The organism is Paenibacillus sp. FSL M7-0656 (genome assembly GCF_038003225.1).
Taxonomy (GTDB): Bacteria; Bacillota; Bacilli; order Paenibacillales; family Paenibacillaceae; genus Paenibacillus; species Paenibacillus amylolyticus.
The window spans coordinates 5,376,351-5,391,876 of sequence record NZ_JBBOOT010000001.1; the positions used below are offsets into that span (position 1 = coordinate 5,376,351).

Here is a 15,526-nt window from a genome sequence, read left to right on the forward strand (position 1 = left end):
GGACGTCTTATTTGGCCTTTAGCTCCTCCTTTTAAATTGTAAGGAACATCAGACACGTTATTTCCGGAAATTCCCTAACAAAAACCTATAAAAGGTCAAAAATTCCGATATAACGTGTCTCAGGTTCCTTAGATTTCTGCAGACGCTTCAAATCGTTGAATAAGACGCCTCAGATTCGTTACCGCTCATGGGCTTGGGCTTGAGTATGAGAATGAGCATGAAAATATACTCTCAGCTTATGTTCATACTCCCCATGGTGGTCGGCTTCATGCTCTGCTCGATCCGCAAGCCAGAGGACGCCCTGCATTCCACCTGGAGCGAAGCTTTACATCATAAATGAGCAATTCCCATTTATGTTGTCTCAATCGCTTGCTCGTACGTGAAGAAGGCATTAACATCACACGGTAAGGACACAGTGCCCGTGCCCTTACCCGTTCCTAACATGTTCCTAACATGTTCAGATTCGCTTAAGATTAGCTTCAACCATTGCTCCGTTTTTCAGTAGGTTTGAAGACACAGCTATCTGCCTCATTCCTCCATAATCTACAGACGATAACCGCCAAATGCGTGCTGAAACGCATCTTTTAATGGTTCAACGTCTACTTCCCACATCGTGGCGATCTCTGCACTGACATCTGTGTTCCACCACTCACATAATTTCTTGCGGTTGTCGCGATTCTCCCCAATCCAGAGCAGATTTGTAATCACCTTACCGTAATAATATTCTTCCGCCTGTTTCATTCGTTCGGGAGAGACATATACTTTTAGCCTTTTGGCTGTCCGGTACAATTCCTTGCTGCATGCTCTGCGAATTCCTCTGGCGGAAGGAAGGTTTTGACCAGATTGCTTATGTTTGACCGGCGGAGAACCGGGTATTGACTTGTGTGACATCTTCTCACGCTCCTCTCCCCATACCATATGCCGACTGCTACGAACGGGACACTATCCCAACCTCGTGAAGTAGCAACGTCCACAGCCCTGTGATAAAATAGGGACGAACATCCATGGTGCGGAGGGGCACCGCCAATCAGGATGGAGAAAGAGGGTTGAGATGGACTTTATTCATAACCTTGTTGGCCAATTGTTCGATTGGATTCAAAGTCTTGGGTACTTTGGAATCATGCTTGGATTAATGTTGGAAGTTATCCCAAGCGAAATTGTGCTGGCGTATGGAGGTTTTCTCGTTTCACAAGGTAATATCAACTTCTTCGGTGCTATGATTTTTGGTACTGTGGGCGGTGTGATTGCCCAGTTATTTATTTACTGGATTGGCCGTTATGGCGGCAGACCTGTACTTGAACGCTACGGTAAATACATACTCATCCAGAAAAAACACATCGACCATTCCGAGGAGTGGTTCCGCAAGTATGGTACAGGTGTCATTTTCACAGCGCGTTTTGTTCCGGTGGTAAGACATGCAATCTCCATCCCGGCTGGCATCACGAAAATGCACACAGGCAAATTCATCTTGCTTACTACACTCGCTGTTATACCTTGGACTGCATTGTTTATATATTTAGGGATGATTCTTGGAGATCAATGGAAGCATATTGATGAGAAAGCGGCACCATATGTTATGCCTATTTTGCTTGTCGCTCTCGCCCTTATGATCGTTTATGTACTTATTAAATGGATGAATGTTCGTAAAAAGAAAGGAAGTGTCTAGTCATGGGTAAACCCAACTTGTCTCACAAATTCGGTAAAGGTCTTCCACCGAAAGATTTTATCGAGAGTATGACCAAGAACCAAAGTGAATTCCAGGCCAACTATGATAGCTTTACTTGGTCGAACGAAGAGGATCGTGAGTTCTTTGAGAGTCTGAACCATCGCGATGATCTGCGTGTGTTAATTCTGGCTGCTGACTGGTGCGGGGATGTTGTCCGTAATATTCCGGTTGTGTTTCAGGCGCTTGAAATCTCAGGAATTCCAACAGAAGTTCTGATTATGGAGAACCATCCGGAAGTGATGGATGAGTTCCTGACGATGGGTGGCCGTTCCGTGCCAGTCGTTATTTTTGCAGATACAGGTGGTCATGTGTTAGGTCAGTGGGGACCTCGTCCGCAGCATGTACAGGAAGTCATGATTGAATTCAAACGCCTTAATCCGGATCGTGAAGCAGCAGATTATCAAGAAAATTTGGCTGTAGCGCGTCAAGAGATTGGTAAACGTTATGGGGAAGGAACGGAGTCACATGCGGCCATTATCCGTGAGCTGCGTGAACTGATTTCGGGTTACTAAGCCGATATGCTTAACATTCGTACGTTTACACTAGGCCCGCTTCAGACCAACGCGTACCTTTTACAAGGAGATGATCCGGGCAAAGCCGTCATTATCGATCCAGGCATGAATCCAGGGCCGCTACTTAAGGCGATCCAAGACTTGGAGATCGAAGCCATTCTCCTCACTCATGCTCACTTTGATCATATGGGCGGGGTAGATGAGATCCGTAAATTGAAGGGATGTCCCGTTTATCTTCATGACTTGGAGAGTGACTGGCTCACCACCCCGAAATTAAATGGATCTTTGAATTGGCCACAGGCGACACCACCGCTTTCGACAGATCCTGCTGAATATGCCATGGACGAAGGGCAGAAGCTGAATCTGATTGGTCATACGTTTAAAGTGTTCCATACACCTGGACATTCACCAGGCAGTGTAAGTTTGCTTTGTGATAACGACCTGTTTGCCGGTGATGTGCTGTTCCGCATGGGTGTGGGCAGAACGGACCTGACAGGAGGGCGTGAACGGGATCTGATTGATTCAATCCAGAACAAGCTTTACACCTTTGCTGATGAAGTGAAAGTATATCCAGGTCATGGTCCCAAAACGACCATTGGTTATGAGAAACAGAACAATCCTTACGTGTCCGCAAGATAATCCGACATGATATGTGAAGAAAGTCTGGACAAGTGACAACTTTTTCATTAGAATAGCAATTAGTTGTTACAAGCGTTAAGGCATCATCTAACTGAAGCATTACCAAGAAACACCCAACCTCGCGAAGCACGCAGACTGTGGTCTATACCCGGTTTGCGTTCTTTTTTTTGTTTTCAGCCCCTTTTTATCACAGAATTAGCCTTTTTTACGCTACATAGAGATGCAAGATGCGCTTCATCACAAGCCAGTTTTAGACCAATAGCAAGTACAGATTGATTTAGAAATGATGAGTTTAAGAAAAATAGTATATAAGTTGAACTAATCATTTACACAATAACGGAGAGGGCAGAAAAAACCTGTAAAAGCGAAGCTACAAGCTTTCTGCAAGAAAGCAACTTCGAAAGCATAAGCTATCACCGGATTTCCCCTTTAAGAAAAGGGAATCAAAAAATCTGGGGATAACAGCGATTGGAAGGTTATTCCGTCATCGTAGTGTCAGTGTAAATAATCTTTAGTTCAACTTATATAGATCATGAGAGTGGGGAATATCAAAGTGGAGAAAACAAGAGTTATTCCGTTGAATCAGCGTGTCGAGTATCCGATCATTGAAGAAAACCGTCGCATATTGGAAAGTGGGAAAAGAGAAACAGGTACTGAGCGAGCTTTAATACATAACCCTAGCGTGACCAATGAAGTGGTTAAGTCTCAGCAGAATATATGGGCAAGCCGTGTTTTAAGAAACGGAGCCCGCAACCAACCGTGGTTCGACAAGCTGCAAGATTACCGGAATCAAGTCTGATTGCCCGGGAAATTGTCGGGTTTAAATTTTTTTTTGATTTCATTGAACGTTTTTGCAGAGCCTGTCGTATTAACTCCAGATTGAACGGGAAGCAGGTGATTTCATGATAAAGGTAGCTGAGCTTGAAGAGGTACGCAGAGCAGTATCGGGAGACGATAGCGCACTCGCAGCGTTGTTGCAACGTCACTACACGTTTGTGTATAAGTATCTTGTGAAAGTGACAATGGACGCTAACCTCGCAGAAGAGACGGTGCAAGATACGATGATTCGTTGTATGGAAAATATCCATCGATATGATGGCACGTCTGCCTTTTCATCATGGATGATCACCATTGCGACCCGCATCTATATCGATAAGACAAGACGTAAGAAGAGAGAACAGAACTGGCTTGCTCTCATTCGGGATCAGGCTGTACGTCGATTCCGCTGGCAGCTTGAGACTCGGAATGAAGAATGGACAGATGTCATGGATGCGATGACAAGACTGACACCCGAACATCGTGTTGCAGTGTTACTGAAGCATTATTATGGATACGGATATGACGAGATCGGGGAAATGCTGGGTATTCCTGCGGGAACGGTGAAGTCACGCACAGCTTATGGTCTCCGTCAGTTAAGAAAGGAGCTGGAATAAGGATGAGCAGATCAGATGATGCACAAGAACAAGAAGTTGTAGAACGATTGCAGCAACACATGAAAGTGCTCGATGATGCATTTGAGCCGACAAGTATTCCTTCTTTGGGTGCACTTGAAGCCCAAGTCAGGGAACGGAGACAGATTAGACGTCGAGCCAATTGGATCGAGATGATATGTTTCTGGTTGGTTGGATTGCTTGCCATAACCTTTGGGGCATTATTTTTTGTATCTGCTCCAGCTCTTTATCTGGGAATCCAGGCTCTTGGTACAGCTGTTGCGGTGATTTTGGCTGTGATTTGGGCCGGACGGCGCCGGAAGGAGGTTCATCATGAATAAAATACATTATTCATTGGATGAGATTTCTCCACTGTGGCTGGCATTGCTTGGCATTTTCCTTCTGGTTCAGGGCACATGGATCTTTCAGGACGCACGCAGACGTGGACGTTTCCCTTGGTTATGGGGATTATGGGGAATCACAGGATTTCCCACGCCACTTATAATATATTGGTTTGTCGTGATTCGATCACAGCGCAAGCCAGGTGCACGGAATCAGAAATAACATCATTTTAAAAATGGAAAAAAGATTTTGCACAAATATGTTGTTTAATTCTAGTATTCCTAGACATCGTTATTCTTTTCTAGTAGACTATACAAATAAATATTAATGATAGACTACCAGGAGGTTAGACGATGCTGCGATTAGGAGAGAAGGTTGTCATCGTCGCGGATGCGTTTGAGCAGAATCTTCCTGTGGGGGAATATGGTTTCATCATCGCTTATGACCGGAATCCGGACAATGCGTTCGATTACGTGCTTCGAGTGCCGCAGGTGAACCGGAACTTTTTTGTTCCATCCGGCGACGTCGATCTGGAAGAGGTTCTGCTGAAGCAGGAAGCTGAGCGGGTCGAGCGAGAAGCGTTGATAGATTACGCCCTTGCGACACACAATGAGAAGCTGTTTCATCATCTGATGAACGGAGATTTTCAAGCTGTGGAAGAGGAAGAGGAAACCGCGAACGATGTTATGTCACAGGCGGATTTTATAAAGCAGGTTAATCTGCGTGCATGGATTTAGAATTTTAAGAGTCGGCTGATGCCGGCTCTTTTTTATTTTATAAGTTTGATTTTAGCTTCCCGGAAGCCTGTCAGGTCATTTGCATTGAATTGTCGAACTATCTCACCTATAATGAAAAAAGTTATCTTGAGACTTTAGCCCGTTAAACGAGCGATTCGTTTCAGGTCGTTTCGGGAATCAGAACGAATGAAGGAGGCATCCGCTAATGAGTATTTCGAATAATGACGTTCAGCATGTGGCCAAGCTGGCCCGGCTCAACTTGACTGCTGAAGAAGAACAGACCCTGACAGGTCAGCTGAACGCGATTTTAAAATATGCAGAAAAGCTGAATGAGCTGGATACAGAAGACATCGAGCCCACCACTCACGTTCTGCACGTAAGCAATGTTATGCGTGAAGATGAGACCAAAGAAAGCCTGTCGATTGAACAGGTGATGCGCAATGCACCGGAAGAAGAAGACGGGCAGTTTAAAGTGCCTGCAGTAATGGAATAACGGATAACCGGAAGGAGGACAAAAACTGTGAGTTTATTTGAACAATCGTTGCCTGAGTTACATAACAAGCTGCATGCCAAAGAGCTGTCGGTCAGCGATTTGGTGGATCAGGCGTATCAGAACATTGGCGCGCATGACGATAAAGTTAAGGCATATTTGGCACTGGATGAAGAACAAGCACGCGCTCGTGCACGTCAACTGGATGACCGTCTGGTTAGTGGCGAGGAGAAAGGTTTGCTTTTTGGTCTGCCAGTAGGTATTAAGGATAACATCGTTACGAACGGACTGCGCACGACGTGTGGTAGCCAATTCCTTCGTAATTTCGACCCGGTGTATGACGCGACAGTTGTCGAGAAATTGAAAGCTGCGGACACCGTAACTATTGGTAAACTCAACATGGACGAATTCGCCATGGGCGGCTCCAATGAGAATTCAAGTTTCTCCCCTGTACGTAATCCATGGGCACTTGATCGTGTTCCAGGAGGTTCCAGCGGTGGTTCTGCAGCAGCTGTAGCTGCGGGAGAAGCATACTTCACGCTTGGATCAGATACAGGTGGCTCCATCAGACAGCCTGCTTCGTATTGCGGTGTTGTTGGATTGAAGCCGACGTACGGACTTGTTTCCCGCTTTGGATTGGTTGCATTTGCATCATCCCTGGATCAGATTGGTCCTTTGACGAAAAATGTTGAAGATTCTGCTTATGTATTGCAAGCCATTGCTGGTTATGACGCCAAAGATTCGACATCTGCAAAAGTAGAAATCCCGGATTATTTGAGCGGACTGACAGGTGACGTCAAAGGGCTTCGCATTGCCGTTCCGAAGGAATACATCGGTGAAGGCGTAGAACCACAAGTGAAAGAGACAGTTTTGTCTGCATTGAAAGTTCTTGAAGGGCTCGGGGCAACATGGGAAGAAGTATCCCTTCCGCATACCGAATATGCGGTGGCTACGTATTACCTGCTGGCATCTTCAGAGGCTTCTTCCAACTTGGCTCGATTTGATGGTGTACGTTATGGCGTGCGTGCTGACAATCCGGATAACTTGCTGGATCTGTACCATCAGTCCCGCAGTCAAGGTTTTGGTCCGGAAGTGAAACGACGTATCATGCTCGGAACGTATGCACTCAGCTCGGGTTACTATGATGCCTATTATCTGAAAGCACAGAAGGTACGTACATTGATCAAACAGGATTTCGACAATGTATTTGCCAAATATGATGTGATTATCGGACCAACTGCGCCAACTACGGCGTTCAAACTGGGTTCACAGGTGGATGATCCACTTACGATGTATCTGAACGATATTTTGACTATTCCGGTTAACCTTGCTGGTGTACCTGCTGTTAGCATTCCATGTGGATTCTCGGATGGATTGCCTGTTGGCCTGCAGATTATCGGTAAAGCCTTTGATGAAACAACCGTATTGCGTGTAGCGCATGCGTTTGAACAAAATACAGAATTCCACAAGCAGCGTCCGCAGCTGTAGACTGCCCGGAACGGAGGAATATAGAAATGTCCGCATCTAAATATGAAACGGTCGTTGGACTTGAAGTCCACGTGGAGTTGCATACCAACTCCAAAATTTTCTGTGGCTGCTCCACAGCTTTTGGAGCTCCGCCGAACACGCATACCTGCCCGGTCTGTCTCGGACATCCGGGTGTACTGCCTGTATTGAATCGTCAGGCGGTAGACTACGCCATGAAGGCAGCGATGGCCCTGAATTGTACGATTGCTGATGTCAGCAAGTTTGACCGTAAAAACTACTTTTACCCCGATTCACCAAAGGCCTACCAGATCTCGCAATTCGATCAACCGATTGGTGAGAACGGCTGGATTGATATTGAAGTAAATGGTGAAACGAAACGAATCGGCATCACGCGTCTTCACTTGGAGGAAGATGCAGGGAAGCTTACACATATTGATGGCGGATACGCTTCTTTGGTGGACTTTAACCGTGTCGGTACTCCACTTGTGGAGATTGTATCCGAACCTGAGATTTCTTCTCCGGAAGAGGCACGTGCGTATCTTGAAAAAATGCGTGCAATCATGCAGTACTGTGATGTGTCGGACGTGAAGATGGAAGAAGGATCACTGCGTTGTGACGCCAACATCAGTTTGCGTCCACATGGACAGGAGAAGCTGGGAACAAGAGCCGAGCTGAAGAACATGAACTCCTTCCGTGGTGTTCAGCGTGGTCTGGAATATGAACAATACCGTCAGGCTGAGATTCTGGATGATGGCGGTGAAGTGGTTCAGGAGACGCGTCGCTGGGACGAAGCTCAAGGGAAAACACTGTCGATGCGTGGTAAGGAACAGGCGCATGACTATCGTTATTTCCCGGACCCGGATCTGGTGAAGCTGCATATCGATGAAGCCTGGAAAGAGCGGATCAGAGCTACCATACCTGAGCTTCCAGACGAGCGCAAGGCGCGTTACACGGCTGATTATGGATTGCCTAGTTATGATGCAGAGGTTATTACCTCCTCCAAAGCTGTGGCAGATCTTTTTGAAGATAGTCTGAAATACACTCAGGATGCGAAGTCCGTATCCAACTGGATCATGGGCGACTTGCTGGGTTACCTGAATACGAGCAACCTTGAAGTGACTCAAGTTCCACTGACAGGTCAAGGCTTGGGTGAGATGATTGGCCTGCTTGAGAAGGGCACAATCAACAGCAAAATCGCCAAAACGGTATTCAAGGAAATGCTGGAGAGCGGCAAGCTTCCACAGCAGATCGTTGAAGAGAAGGGTCTTGTGCAGATTAGTGATGAAGGCGCCATTCTTGCCATCGTTGAGCAGGTTGTAGCGAATAATCCTCAATCCGTGGAAGACTATAAAGCTGGTAAACAAAAAGCCATTGGCTTCCTTGTTGGTCAGGTTATGAAAGAAAGTAAAGGCAAGGCGAATCCCGCTCTAGCCAACCAACTGCTTGCAGATGTACTGAACCGCTAATCCTTCCGGTGAGGCCGGACAGAAAGAGGCTCGTCCCTGTGACAGCCTCTTTTTGGTATTGATAGATACAAATGTATTTCGGACGGGGGAACGGATATGAACATTCAACCATTGTCACTGAGTGATCTGGAGACGTTGGGACAGTTATGGAGACTACAACATGTAGCTTATCGATTGGAAGCCGAAATCATCGGATTTCAGGAGATTCCTCCTTTGATGGATACGATGGAGACACTTCGGGATTGTGGAGAGAGTTTTTATGGCTGTATCCATGATGACAGAGAGCTTATCGGGGCTGTCGCTGTAGCGGAGGAAGAGGAGAATACACTGACCATTACACGAATGATGGTGCACCCGGATCACTTTCGCAAGGGAATTGCGGCATCTTTGATGACGTATGTGTTGGAACAGCATGCGGATCTTCCGCGTTATATCGTCTCCACAGGAACGTTGAATCAGCCCGCAGTGAATCTGTACACCAAATTTGGTTTTAATCCCGTGGAGGTCACACAGATTGCACCTGGAGTGGAATTAACGACTTTTCACAAGAATAAACTTTAATAATATTAACAACTTGAGGAGGAATACCGACTTTGGGCGATCCCTGGTTCATTGATGAGTGGCACATTTTATTACGATTATTGCTGGCTATGCTGCTTGGAGGGCTCGTAGGCCTGGAGCGGGAACGGTCCAATCATGCTGCCGGTTTGCGTACCCATATCCTGGTATGTCTTGGCTCTGCACTGATTATGATGTTGTCTGTTTATGGCTTTAAAGATTTTGCTAATGAATTAAACGTAAGGATTGATCCAGCGCGTCTGGCTACTGCTGTAATTACTGGTGTCGGATTCCTGGGAGCAGGGACAATTCTCTTCACGGGAAAATCCATTACCGGACTGACTACAGCAGCTTCAATCTGGGTTGTTGCAGCCATTGGGCTCGCAGCAGGTGCGGGATTCTTTTTTGCCTCTATCGTATCCACCGTTCTGGTATTGCTTAATCTCTGGGTATTTAACAAATTAGAGCTAAGGTATCTACGAGGGAACAAACTGCATGTAGTTACACTTCATACCTTGTCAGAACCCGGTTTTCTCGAACAACTGTCTTCATGTATGGAGCAGGAGAAGATCAAAATTCGTAAAATTACCGTGAATGAACAAGACTTGGCCTACGCAGAGATGGTGTCGGTTGAACGTAAAATTGAGATTGTGTTACATGTTCAGGTACCGCATGATTTCCAAACGGTAGGCTTGGTATCCAAGTTAAGACAATGGGAACACGTTACCAAGGTGTCGATCGAATAATGAATTACAACCCTCCCCAGGCCAGTAGTGCCGGAGGGTTTTTGGTCATATCCATATTTCTTCCAGTTACTCTCCTTGCTCTTTAGGGTACTATCTAACCAAATGCATGAAGAGCGGAAGGTCAGATCAGAAGAGAGGAGTATGTTATGAAACGGAGACGTCAATTGAACAAAAAGACCCGTACAGTTCAGACCAAACCGGTCAGAAATCGGACTCACAAGTTTATTGCGGGATTACTGAGTGCCATTATTCCTGGTCTGGGTCATATTTATCTGAGATTGTACATGAGGGGTTTGACCTTTATGTTGCTTGTTTTGCTTGATCTGTCAGCAGTGTTGTACTTCTCATCTATTGGTATACAGATTAATGTGCCATTGCTCATCTTACTGGCTTTGTGTATTCCGGTTATTTACTTTTACAATGTATATGATGTGTTGCAATCTGCGGACTGGGTCATGATGCGCAGACGTAGAGCCGTAACCCAGGCAACTTCGGACAAGCCGATAAATGAACGTTCTACACGAGATGCAATGATGGTCTGGGAGAGAGGCATATCGTTTGGATTACTTCTCATTGTGGGAGGATCTTTAATGGTACTTTTTTTCCGCAAACCACGTTGGTTTCAAGAGCTTCTCGCCATGTACGGCGGATATTCATTTGCGGTTCTCATGATCGTAGGCGGTTTGCTTCTGTTTGGTCGTGAGTTCTGGGTGATGTTGAACAAGAAAAAAATGTAGTGGAAACGATACAAGGAGGGAACGTGATGAACCGTAAAGTCCGGGTTGGCCGCTATACGGCTGCCGCCTTAATCATAGCGGTCGGTGTGCTGTTGATTTTGGATAAACGGTGGGGAACTGACTACGTATATGAGATGGTGGACTGGTGGCCATTTTTGCTCGTTGTTTTGGGTGTTGAATATATTGTGCTGTTCCTGTGGACACGCAGAAGAAACAAGGTGCAATCGGATAACCCGAGCAATCCTGATGAGCAAATCAAAGTACGCTTCAGACCCGATGCCAAAGGCATTCTAACCTCACTGATTTTGGCAGCTTCCGTATTTATCGTCACCGAGCAGGATCACTACATGCACTTATGGAATAGAGTGAGTCTAAATCTCGGAGCGGCATCCATGGACTATAGTCAAGCGGCAGGATATATGGAGGATAAGGGCACGATTCGTGTACCTGTTCGCATGGATACGTCAGATCTGGTGGTCGAAGGTGTTAACGGAGATATCTCGGTACAACGCGGAGATACGGATGAGATTGAAGTACGGACGGTGATCTGGGTAGATCAGACGACGGAAGTACAGGCAAAGGCCGTTGCAGCAGCCTCTTTTGTAGAGGCCGATGGTACAAAAGTGATTTATATCAAAGCTACAGGCAAGACGTATGGAGACAATGAAAAAACGCAGCCACGGATGAATCTTACCATTACGATCCCGGATGATCGTCGTTTTAATCTGGATATTCGAACTTCCAATGGAGCCATATTATTAAACCGTCCGGAAGCCATTAGTACCATACTGGCTGAAACGGGTAACGGACGTATCCGGATTACCAATGCTGTTGGAGATATCTCCGGGAAAACGTTGAACGGGGATGTCATTGTAGCCAACGCCATTGGTAATGTCGATCTGGACAGTAACCGTGGAGATATGAAGGCTCGCGGTATTTCCGGCGATGTAGATCTTGCTACACAAGTGGGAAGTATCAGTATTGCGGACTCCGTTGGTGAATTCATCGCAGAGACACGCAACGGCAATATTACGCTGGATGGAGCCAATCTGGGAATCAAAGCCCAATCACTTAATGGCAGTATTAACATCGTATCTACCAAAGTCGGAGGGGACTGGGATGTGTACAGTGCGGTGGGAGCCATTAACGTATTACTTCCTGATCGTGGAGACTACAGTCTTGCGGGTTCCAGCAGTTATGGAGATCTAAGTACGGATCTGCCGTTCAAAGTACAGAATAAAACCATAGAAGGCCAGCTCGGTGAGGGCGAGTACAGGGTGAAAATTGAAGGCAACAGTGATCTCACCATTCAGAGTAACCCGGCTGTATCTACGCCTGAAACAGTTACACCTGATTCTGGAGATACGGCTGAGAATCTGGAACAGACTACCGAGGGCGGACCAAATTCCCAGGAGGATTCTACAGAGGTTCCTTGACTGCCGCGTTGACAATAAACTTGTAATCGCCGTACAATAAATGTACACTGGCAAGATTACACGGCATGAAAGATGGATTGTCGTTCTTAATGGCCGGGAATCAACTCTGAGCGAGGAGACAGTAACTTACTCTTCACCAGAGAATGAAAGGTAAGGCGGTGGGTTTTATGGCAACACGTGTCCAACATGCGTTGGAGCATCTGAAAACGACCGGTGTCCGTATTACACCCCAGCGTCATGCCATATTGAACTATCTGATGGAATCCATGGGGCATCCGACAGCCGATGAAATTTACCGAGCCCTTGAACCCCAATTTCCCAGTATGAGCGTGGCAACGGTATATAATAATTTGAAGATGTTTCTGGAAGCTGGCATGGTCCGGGAATTGACATACGGAGATAATTCAAGTCGCTTCGATGCCAATGTGACGGATCATTATCATGTTATCTGTGATCAATGCGGCAAGATTGAAGACTTCAGCTATCCTTCACTCAAAAGTGTAGAGCTTCAGGCGGAGTCTAGTACAGGATTCGAAGTACACGGTCACCGATTGGAAGTATATGGCGTTTGCAAAAGTTGCAGGGATTAAGAGAGTTGAATTACAATATTAACGTGCAGAATTCAGTATGGATTCTTCACGTTTTTTTTTAGCATTTATGCAAAATGCTCATCTTTATAACAACTTATGCGCACATCCTTATGATCAGCATAATTAACGGAGGTAGACGTTTGGGTAGAAAAAGCAGATATACACGTCAGAAGCGACGTTCATTTTGGCCCGGTTTTCTCGGGGCTTGTCTGATCGCCGGGGGGGCTTACTGGCTTATAACAAATGTATGGTTGAACCAGACCCATGAAGACCCCGACTGGGTAGGAAGAAGCCAGCCTATTTTTGTGGATGGGCAACTGATGGATGGAGACGCTCTGGGTACAGGAGATCAACTCAAGTTGCCTGTAGATGTGCTGCAAGAAGCGATTGATGCAGGCATACGTTATGAATCAGAATCGGGAGATATCATTATTGCGTCTCCTCAGCGAGTCCTTCATATGAAAGATGGAAGCACACAAGCAGAACTTAATCACAAAGATTATCCTATGACAGTTAAGCCTGAGGTTAAGGACGGAGAAGCCTATATTCCGCTCAAACCTTTGAAAGAAGTATATGGCATAACCGTACAGGAAGATTCAGTAACAGGTGCTGTGCTGCTGATGCGTGGTGGAGACATGATACAGTATGCAGAGATTGATACGTTATCATCCAAAGCCGACAAAACGGTGCCGTTATATAAACGTGGGGGAGAATCCTCACCAATCATTGCCGACATGGAAAAGGATGCACGGGTACGTGTTTGGCAGACGGGTGATAAACAGAGTTTTGTTCAACTCGATAATGGATATGCCGGATATGTAGATAATGATTATATTGTCCTCACAGAGAAAAAGAAGGTGGACTTGCCCAAGTATACGCTGACTGCAGCAGAGAAGAAGTGGCAGAATAAACCGGTAAATCTGGTTTGGGAAGCCGTGTACAATCGTCAGCCTGATGTGGGCTCTATCGGTAAAATGCCCGGTGTGAATGTGGTCAGCCCCACATGGTTTCATATTACGGATGGACAGGGCACTGTGAAAAGCAAGGGAAACCAAGCTTATGTGAACTGGGCTCACCGTTCGGGTATGGAAGTATGGGGACTCATGGATAACAGCTTTGATCCGGACGTTACAAAAGAAGCTGTAGCTTCTTACGAGACACGCACTCATATTATTGAGCAGATGTTGGAGTATGCACAGACGTATCAACTGGATGGTATCAACATCGACTTTGAGAACGTGTATACAGATGACGGGCCGAATATTACGCAGTTTGTGCGCGAGATCAAGGCGATGGCACGTATACATGGATTGATGTTATCAATCGATGTAACACCAAAATCAAACAGTGAGATGTGGTCTGCCTTTCTGGATCGCCGTGCATTAGGTTCTTTTGCAGACTATGTTATTGTGATGGCTTATGATGAACATTGGGCAGCCAGTCCTAAGGCAGGTTCGGTAGCGTCTCTGCCTTGGACCGAGGCTTCCATGAGACGCATACTTGAGGAGGATGAAGTCCCTTCTAACAAGTTGATCATGGCGGTTCCGCTCTATACCCGGATATGGACGGAAGAGACGAATGATCAGGGGGAGGTTAAAGTGTCTTCCAAAGCGGTGGGCATGAATGCCATTGTGGAGCTGATCCAAGAGAAGAAACTCAAACCCGAACTGGATCAGGCAAGTGGACAAAACTATGTTGAATATAAGGAAGACGGAGCTACCAAGAAAATATGGATCGAAGATGCCGTGTCCCTTCAGGCGCGGGTGGATTTGATTGCTTCGTTGAAGCTGGGCGGAGTAGCAGCATGGAATCGGAGTTTTGCTAATGCCTCTGCATGGGAGGTATTAAAGCAGGCTGGTTACCAGAAATAATTTACTCGAACTCAGAGTGTCTGATTGCTTTGATTTATTTTCGCTAAGCTCAAAGTTTCTCCTTGGGTAACATCATACGTGCAGTCTACCGTTTTATTGGTCGTAGAACTTATAACTTAACTTCATATTTTAGCTATTGATAACAGCAATAAGGGTTCACTTATAAGCCAAGTCCAAAAAGGTCCGGTAAACATACCGGGCCTTTTTTTGTTCTTCAATGAAATTAAGGTAAAAGACATTTAGCGGTTGGAGACCATTTTGTGCTAACCATCGGTGGGGGGAGCTTGTGTAGAAGGCGATTTCAGTTGTTGACTGGTCATGTTGGCCTTATTAGGGTCCAGGGTGAGGATGGTATGACAGAACATACAACGATCCGTTTTGCCAAGCATTTTGGTTAACTTCCCGCATTCCGGACAGTCGACTTGTACTGCACTGGTGGAGAGCATACCCGCCCAGAAATAAATGGCTAGACTGGCCATCATGGCAATCAGTCCGATGACGAGTCCTACAGCTGCGAATACCTTGCCTGCATGTCCCCAGAAAACAATCCCGGCTGTTCCCAGTATCATTAGGCCCATACCTAGCATGGTCAGTAGTAATCCCCAAGTGCGAAAAGCATTAATTTTTGCTGATTTAAAAATCATGAAAAATGCTCCTATCGTATGAGTAGTATTGGACCTGGAAAAGAAGGAAACTTCAGTCTGGATGTAGAATTACATTATAACTGACTTGGCGCTTATCTGCCATGAAATGTATGG

At 46.0% G+C, this 15,526-nt stretch carries 19 protein-coding genes; 17 read left to right on the top strand and 2 right to left on the bottom strand.

Annotation, left to right across the window (positions count from 1 at the left end; translation table 11 throughout):
* Positions 1–543: 543 nt before the first annotated feature.
* Positions 544–891: a dehydrogenase gene (locus MHI01_RS23575; RefSeq protein ID WP_076328912.1), complete on the bottom strand. Its 348-nt coding sequence runs from the start codon at positions 889–891 to the stop codon at positions 544–546.
* A gap of 160 nt (positions 892–1,051) precedes the next feature.
* Here MHI01_RS23575 and MHI01_RS23580 point away from each other — a divergent pair, with 160 nt between their 5' ends.
* The 17 genes from MHI01_RS23580 to MHI01_RS23660 all read left to right on the top strand — a co-directional run bounded on the left by MHI01_RS23580 (position 1,052) and on the right by MHI01_RS23660 (position 14,768).
* On the top strand, positions 1,052–1,666 hold the full coding sequence (locus tag MHI01_RS23580) for a DedA family protein (protein ID WP_036607012.1): 615 nt from the start codon (positions 1,052–1,054) through the stop codon (positions 1,664–1,666).
* 2 nt (positions 1,667–1,668) lie between these two features.
* Entirely contained in the window at positions 1,669–2,238 is a 570-nt protein-coding gene (locus MHI01_RS23585) for a thioredoxin family protein (RefSeq protein ID WP_017692292.1), read from the top strand.
* A gap of 6 nt (positions 2,239–2,244) precedes the next feature.
* A complete protein-coding gene (locus MHI01_RS23590; protein ID WP_036607016.1) occupies positions 2,245–2,877 on the top strand; it encodes an MBL fold metallo-hydrolase in 633 nt (210 codons plus the stop codon).
* 553 nt (positions 2,878–3,430) lie between these two features.
* Entirely contained in the window at positions 3,431–3,676 is a 246-nt protein-coding gene (locus MHI01_RS23595) for a hypothetical protein (RefSeq protein WP_127551797.1), read from the top strand.
* A 103-nt stretch (positions 3,677–3,779) separates the two neighbouring features.
* Entirely contained in the window at positions 3,780–4,310 is a 531-nt protein-coding gene (gene sigY, locus MHI01_RS23600; RefSeq protein ID WP_076328914.1) for an RNA polymerase sigma factor SigY, read from the top strand.
* Between the two features lie 2 nt (positions 4,311–4,312).
* Positions 4,313–4,648: a YxlC family protein gene (locus tag MHI01_RS23605; protein ID WP_076328915.1), complete on the top strand. Its 336-nt coding sequence runs from the start codon at positions 4,313–4,315 to the stop codon at positions 4,646–4,648.
* On the top strand, positions 4,641–4,871 hold the full coding sequence (locus tag MHI01_RS23610) for a hypothetical protein (protein WP_174806499.1): 231 nt from the start codon (positions 4,641–4,643) through the stop codon (positions 4,869–4,871). The genes MHI01_RS23605 and MHI01_RS23610 overlap by 8 nt, the downstream gene beginning before the upstream one ends.
* Before the next feature lie 131 nt (positions 4,872–5,002).
* A complete protein-coding gene (locus MHI01_RS23615) occupies positions 5,003–5,386 on the top strand; it encodes a hypothetical protein (RefSeq protein WP_024631336.1) in 384 nt (127 codons plus the stop codon).
* A gap of 205 nt (positions 5,387–5,591) precedes the next feature.
* Positions 5,592–5,879 carry an Asp-tRNA(Asn)/Glu-tRNA(Gln) amidotransferase subunit GatC gene (gene gatC, locus MHI01_RS23620; protein WP_036607033.1) on the top strand — a complete coding sequence of 96 codons (288 nt, stop codon included), beginning with the start codon at positions 5,592–5,594 and terminating at the stop codon, positions 5,877–5,879.
* Between the two features lie 27 nt (positions 5,880–5,906).
* Positions 5,907–7,364, top strand: coding sequence for an Asp-tRNA(Asn)/Glu-tRNA(Gln) amidotransferase subunit GatA (gatA, locus tag MHI01_RS23625; protein ID WP_340984250.1), 1,458 nt, complete (start codon positions 5,907–5,909; stop codon positions 7,362–7,364).
* Positions 7,365–7,390: 26 nt separating this feature from the next.
* On the top strand, positions 7,391–8,830 hold the full coding sequence (gatB, locus tag MHI01_RS23630) for an Asp-tRNA(Asn)/Glu-tRNA(Gln) amidotransferase subunit GatB (protein ID WP_047841558.1): 1,440 nt from the start codon (positions 7,391–7,393) through the stop codon (positions 8,828–8,830).
* Positions 8,831–8,926: 96 nt separating this feature from the next.
* Entirely contained in the window at positions 8,927–9,391 is a 465-nt protein-coding gene (locus MHI01_RS23635) for a GNAT family N-acetyltransferase (RefSeq protein WP_340984251.1), read from the top strand.
* Positions 9,392–9,423: 32 nt separating this feature from the next.
* Positions 9,424–10,134, top strand: a complete 711-nt coding sequence (locus MHI01_RS23640) for an MgtC/SapB family protein (protein ID WP_017692302.1) — start codon at positions 9,424–9,426, stop codon at positions 10,132–10,134.
* Between the two features lie 146 nt (positions 10,135–10,280).
* Positions 10,281–10,871: a hypothetical protein gene (locus MHI01_RS23645; RefSeq protein WP_340984253.1), complete on the top strand. Its 591-nt coding sequence runs from the start codon at positions 10,281–10,283 to the stop codon at positions 10,869–10,871.
* A 26-nt stretch (positions 10,872–10,897) separates the two neighbouring features.
* Positions 10,898–12,307: a DUF4097 family beta strand repeat-containing protein gene (locus MHI01_RS23650; RefSeq protein ID WP_340984255.1), complete on the top strand. Its 1,410-nt coding sequence runs from the start codon at positions 10,898–10,900 to the stop codon at positions 12,305–12,307.
* Positions 12,308–12,474: 167 nt separating this feature from the next.
* A complete protein-coding gene (gene perR / locus MHI01_RS23655; RefSeq protein WP_026081471.1) occupies positions 12,475–12,897 on the top strand; it encodes a peroxide-responsive transcriptional repressor PerR in 423 nt (140 codons plus the stop codon).
* Between the two features lie 140 nt (positions 12,898–13,037).
* Positions 13,038–14,768, top strand: coding sequence for a glycosyl hydrolase family 18 protein (locus tag MHI01_RS23660; RefSeq protein WP_036667993.1), 1,731 nt, complete (start codon positions 13,038–13,040; stop codon positions 14,766–14,768).
* Positions 14,769–15,031: 263 nt separating this feature from the next.
* On the opposite strand, the gene MHI01_RS23665 is transcribed toward MHI01_RS23660, so the two are convergent.
* The gene (locus MHI01_RS23665) at positions 15,032–15,412 is read right to left on the bottom strand and encodes a DUF2614 family zinc ribbon-containing protein (protein WP_036607050.1); all 381 of its coding nucleotides are present in this window, start codon (positions 15,410–15,412) and stop codon (positions 15,032–15,034) included.
* Between the last annotated feature and the right edge of the window lie 114 nt (positions 15,413–15,526).

Excerpts from the sequence above, each read along its gene's own strand:
- MHI01_RS23575 (WP_076328912.1), bottom strand. The coding sequence starts at position 891 with ATGTCACACAAGTCAATACCCGGTTCTCCGCCGGTCAAACATAAGCAA.
- MHI01_RS23580 (WP_036607012.1), top strand. The coding sequence starts at position 1,052 with ATGGACTTTATTCATAACCTTGTTGGCCAATTGTTCGATTGGATTCAA.
- MHI01_RS23585 (WP_017692292.1), top strand. The coding sequence starts at position 1,669 with ATGGGTAAACCCAACTTGTCTCACAAATTCGGTAAAGGTCTTCCACCG.
- MHI01_RS23590 (WP_036607016.1), top strand. The coding sequence starts at position 2,245 with ATGCTTAACATTCGTACGTTTACACTAGGCCCGCTTCAGACCAACGCG.
- sigY (WP_076328914.1), top strand. The coding sequence starts at position 3,780 with ATGATAAAGGTAGCTGAGCTTGAAGAGGTACGCAGAGCAGTATCGGGA.
- MHI01_RS23605 (WP_076328915.1), top strand. The coding sequence starts at position 4,313 with ATGAGCAGATCAGATGATGCACAAGAACAAGAAGTTGTAGAACGATTG.
- MHI01_RS23610 (WP_174806499.1), top strand. The coding sequence starts at position 4,641 with ATGAATAAAATACATTATTCATTGGATGAGATTTCTCCACTGTGGCTG.
- MHI01_RS23615 (WP_024631336.1), top strand. The coding sequence starts at position 5,003 with ATGCTGCGATTAGGAGAGAAGGTTGTCATCGTCGCGGATGCGTTTGAG.
- gatC (WP_036607033.1), top strand. The coding sequence starts at position 5,592 with ATGAGTATTTCGAATAATGACGTTCAGCATGTGGCCAAGCTGGCCCGG.
- gatB (WP_047841558.1), top strand. The coding sequence starts at position 7,391 with ATGTCCGCATCTAAATATGAAACGGTCGTTGGACTTGAAGTCCACGTG.
- MHI01_RS23635 (WP_340984251.1), top strand. The coding sequence starts at position 8,927 with ATGAACATTCAACCATTGTCACTGAGTGATCTGGAGACGTTGGGACAG.
- MHI01_RS23645 (WP_340984253.1), top strand. The coding sequence starts at position 10,281 with ATGAAACGGAGACGTCAATTGAACAAAAAGACCCGTACAGTTCAGACC.
- MHI01_RS23650 (WP_340984255.1), top strand. The coding sequence starts at position 10,898 with ATGAACCGTAAAGTCCGGGTTGGCCGCTATACGGCTGCCGCCTTAATC.
- perR (WP_026081471.1), top strand. The coding sequence starts at position 12,475 with ATGGCAACACGTGTCCAACATGCGTTGGAGCATCTGAAAACGACCGGT.
- MHI01_RS23665 (WP_036607050.1), bottom strand. The coding sequence starts at position 15,412 with ATGATTTTTAAATCAGCAAAAATTAATGCTTTTCGCACTTGGGGATTA.